Annotated in this window: 5 protein-coding genes; 2 read left to right on the plus strand and 3 right to left on the minus strand. The window is 71.7% G+C overall.

Going from position 1 to position 3,418, the window contains the following annotated elements; genetic code table 11:
* The 3 genes from V7Z97_RS19790 to V7Z97_RS19800 all read right to left on the minus strand — a co-directional run.
* The coding region (locus V7Z97_RS19790; RefSeq protein WP_334165252.1) for an arsenate reductase ArsC at positions 1 to 409 on the minus strand (409 nt) is incomplete at its 3' end.
* An 11-nt stretch (positions 410 to 420) separates the two neighbouring features.
* A complete protein-coding gene (locus tag V7Z97_RS19795) occupies positions 421 to 774 on the minus strand; it encodes an ArsR/SmtB family transcription factor (protein ID WP_334165254.1) in 354 nt (117 codons plus the stop codon).
* Between the two features lie 231 nt (positions 775 to 1,005).
* Positions 1,006 to 1,770 carry a class I SAM-dependent methyltransferase gene (locus tag V7Z97_RS19800; RefSeq protein ID WP_334165257.1) on the minus strand — a complete coding sequence of 255 codons (765 nt, stop codon included), beginning with the start codon at positions 1,768 to 1,770 and terminating at the stop codon, positions 1,006 to 1,008.
* A gap of 162 nt (positions 1,771 to 1,932) precedes the next feature.
* Here V7Z97_RS19800 and V7Z97_RS19805 point away from each other — a divergent pair, with 162 nt between their 5' ends.
* Positions 1,933 to 2,724 carry a hypothetical protein gene (locus tag V7Z97_RS19805; RefSeq protein ID WP_334165258.1) on the plus strand — a complete coding sequence of 264 codons (792 nt, stop codon included), beginning with the start codon at positions 1,933 to 1,935 and terminating at the stop codon, positions 2,722 to 2,724.
* Between the two features lie 208 nt (positions 2,725 to 2,932).
* Positions 2,933 to 3,274 (plus strand): iron chaperone, encoded by a 342-nt coding sequence (locus V7Z97_RS19810; protein WP_334165261.1) that lies wholly within the window; start codon positions 2,933 to 2,935, stop codon positions 3,272 to 3,274.
* The last annotated feature ends 144 nt before the right edge of the window (positions 3,275 to 3,418 follow it).

The raw sequence follows: 3,418 nt of genomic DNA on the forward strand, positions 1-3,418 counted from the left end.
GCCGCGTGGCCTCGCCGAACGCGGCCCCGATCTCGGCCTCCGAGCCGGTCGCCGCCGCGGGATCGGGGATTCCCCAGTGCGCCGTCACCGGCTGGCCCGGCCACACCGGGCACACCTCGCCGGCCGCGTCGTCGCAGACGGTGATGATCAGGTCGAGCTCCGGCGCGTCCGGGGTTGCGAACTCGTCCCAGGACTTGGAGCGGAAGTCGGCCGCCTTGAAGCCCAGGCTCTCCACGATCGGAATGGCGTGCGGATTGACCTGCCCCTTGGGGAACGAGCCCGCCGAATAGGCCCGGAAGCGGCCGCGGCCCTCGCGGTTCAGCAGCGCCTCGGCGATCACCGAGCGCGCGGAATTGCCCGTGCACAGGAACAGCACATTGTACGTCTTGCCCGTCGGCGTCTCGGCCACGGCGGTCTCCTTCAGGCGGAAGCGGCTTCGGCGGCGCAGCCCTGGCCGGCGATGGCCGCCAGCGGGGCGCAGATCTCCGGCGCGCCCGCGCAGCAGTCCTCCATCAGGAAGGCGAGCAGCTCGCGCATGGCCCCGTAGTTGGCCGAATAGATGATCGAGCGGCCGTCACGGCGCGACGAGACCAGGCCCGCGTGGGCCAGCACGTTCAGGCTGGCCGACAGGGTGTTGGGCAGCACGTCCAGCCGCCGGGCGATCTCGCCCGCCGCCAGCCCGTCTCCGCCCGCCTGCACCAGCAGCCGGAAGACGCCCAGCCGCCCCTCGTGCGCCAGCGCGCCCAGGGTCCCTACCGCCGATTTCGTTTCCATACTTCCAAACTAGACGAAATCTGCGACGGTTTGAAGACGGCCCTGCGCCACAGGAAGGAACCACGGAATACACGGACCACACGGAACGCGAGCCATTACCCCGAAGCGCGCGGCGTTCGACTGCGCGCCGTAGGCGCGCGGTTGATCTCGACAACCCTGCAGGCCGCCGCCAGTCAGCGCCGCCCTGTTCCGTGTATTCCGTGTATTCCGTGGTTCTTCTTGCTCCGTGGCCTAAGGCTTGCGGAACTTCATCACGAACTGGTCGGTCTTTCCGCGCACCGAGGGGTCGAAGACGTTGGTCCCGGCCTTGTCCTCCGTGCTCTTCAGCAGCGGGCTCTCGCCCTCGAACCGGAAGCCGGCGGCCTCCACCTCCCGGCGCACGATGGCGGGATCGATCCGGTGCAGGCTGTCGGCGACGTCCAACCCCGAGCCCGCCGCCGCCGTGTGGTCGACGATCAGGTAGACCCCGCCCGGCTTCAGGGACCGGAAGATCTCGGCGTTGACCTTGCTCGCGGTGTCCTGCGGGAACGGCTTCAGGTGCAGGTCGTGGTAGTTCTGGTTGGTGAACACCAGGTCCAGGCCATCGGGCAGGTCCAGCGCCTGCAGGCTGGCGTCCAGCGGCGTCACGTTCCTGTACGCGCCCGCCACCGTCTTCAGGCTCTCGCCGTAGCTCGCCTGGTACTGGATGAACTCCGCCGGCTGATAGGCGTGGACGTGGCCGTTCGGCCCCACCGCCGCGGCCAGGATGCGGGTGAAGTAGCCGCCGCCCATGATCAGGTCGGCCACCTTGTCGCCCGGCCTCACCCCGGCGAAGGCCAGAAGTTCCCCGGGCTTGCGCGCCGCGTCGCGGGCGCTGTCCGCCGCCGGCCGGGCGGCGTCGCCGAGCGCCGTGGCGATATTGGCCGGGACCTGGGCGGCCGCGGCGCCCGCGACGCCCAGCGCCAGGGCAGCCAGGATCGGGGCGGCCAGGATGGGGACCAGTCGATTGCGCGTCATGGAGCGCCTCCCTCTCGTTTCTCGAAGCGGGACCGTAGCACCTGCGCCCCCGCCCCCGCGAGCGCCCGCGAACGGCGTTCGCCGCGCGCCCGCGACCGCCTGTCGCTGGTCAGGCCCGCGTCGGCGTCGTACGATCCCGGGGCGTGTCAGATCGGAGCTGAAGTGTTCAAGCCTATCCTTCCGGGAGCGGCGGGCCTCGCCGTGCTCGGCGCGCTCGCTGGACCGGCTCTGGCCTTGCCCGCGGCCCCGGCCGTGGCGGCCTTCCCGTCCGTCGCCTGGGTGGTCAGCCCCGCCGAGGGCCTCTGCCGCACCGACCTGGAGCTGGCCGGCCGCTCCGGCGCCGTCTCCCCCGTCCAGCTGGTCTCCGACGGCGAGCGGCTCAGCCTGCGCTTCGCCCGCGACGGCCTGCCGGAACAGGCCTTCCTCGCCGTCCGCATCGACCAGAAGCGGTTCTCGAACCTGATGACCCGCACCGCCGACCCCGCGGTGGGCGAGATGACGCTCAGCGCCGAGACGGAAGCCGCGCTCCGCAAGGGATCCTCCCTCGACATCGCCTGGCTGGCCGCCGAGCCGGTGGGCGTCTCGCTCGCCGGTTCCGAACAGGGCGTCGCCGACCTTCGGACCTGCGGCGCCCAGGCCGCGTCCCGCGCCCGCGCCCGGCAGGCGGCCCAGGCCGCCGAGGCGCAGCGCGCCGCCGACGAGGCCCACCGCCGGGCGGTCGCCGAGGCCGAACTGCAGGCCGCCCGCGCCCAGGCCGAGGCCGCCGAGGCCGAGCGCCGGCGCCTCGTCGACGAGGCCGAGCGCCGCCGCGAACTGGAGGACGCGCGCCGCCAGCAGGCCGCCTACGAGGCCCAGCGCCAGGCCTTCGAGGAGGCCGAGCGCCGCCGCGCCTGGGAGCTCGAGCAGGACGCCTACCGCCCCGCCCCGCCCCCCTGGGCCTGGCGCAGGTACTGAGCCCGCGGCCCCGCCGCGAGCCCCCGCTCATCCCGGCGAAAGCCGGGACCCAAGCTGGGTCAGACGCTGCGAGACGACCCGTTCGGGACGTTGGGATGCGAGGTTGTCCAGCCCACGGGAGGTGCTTGATCCTTTTTGTCCCGTGCGCTGAAACTGAGGCGATTAGCGATCGCCTTGTACGCCATGCACTGGAAGGCCCGCGCTGCGCATGTCTGCTGACCACGACGCCTACATCGCTGCGGCTCCGGAGCATCTTCGCCCCGCGCTCTCTGAGTTGCGGTCTCAGCTCAGGCGCGTCTTGCCCGATGCTGAGGAAGTCATCGCCTACAAGATGCCTGGGTTTCGTATCGGGCAGTCGATCGTCGCCGGCTATGCGGCATTCAGCAAGCAGTGCGGTCTCTACCTAGCGCCTTCCGCGATCATCGCGCATGGCGCCGACATTGCGGCGGCCGGACTGAAGTCCACGAAGACCGGCGTCACCTTCTCACCAGACCGCCCGATCCCGGCCGGGCTTGTGGAGAAACTCGCCCGCGCTTCCAGACAGGCTTAGCCTAGGTCCGCTTCTAGGCGCGACTGCAAGGTCCGATATCGACCCGTGGCGGACGTTCAGACGGAGGCGGGTCACTCGTCGACGGGCGCACCGGTCCCGCCCGGGCGCCGCACCTCCCCCGCTGCGGCAGCAGCGGCGGGAGGG

Source organism: Phenylobacterium sp. (genome assembly GCF_036821595.1).
Lineage (GTDB): Bacteria > Pseudomonadota > Alphaproteobacteria > Caulobacterales > Caulobacteraceae > Phenylobacterium.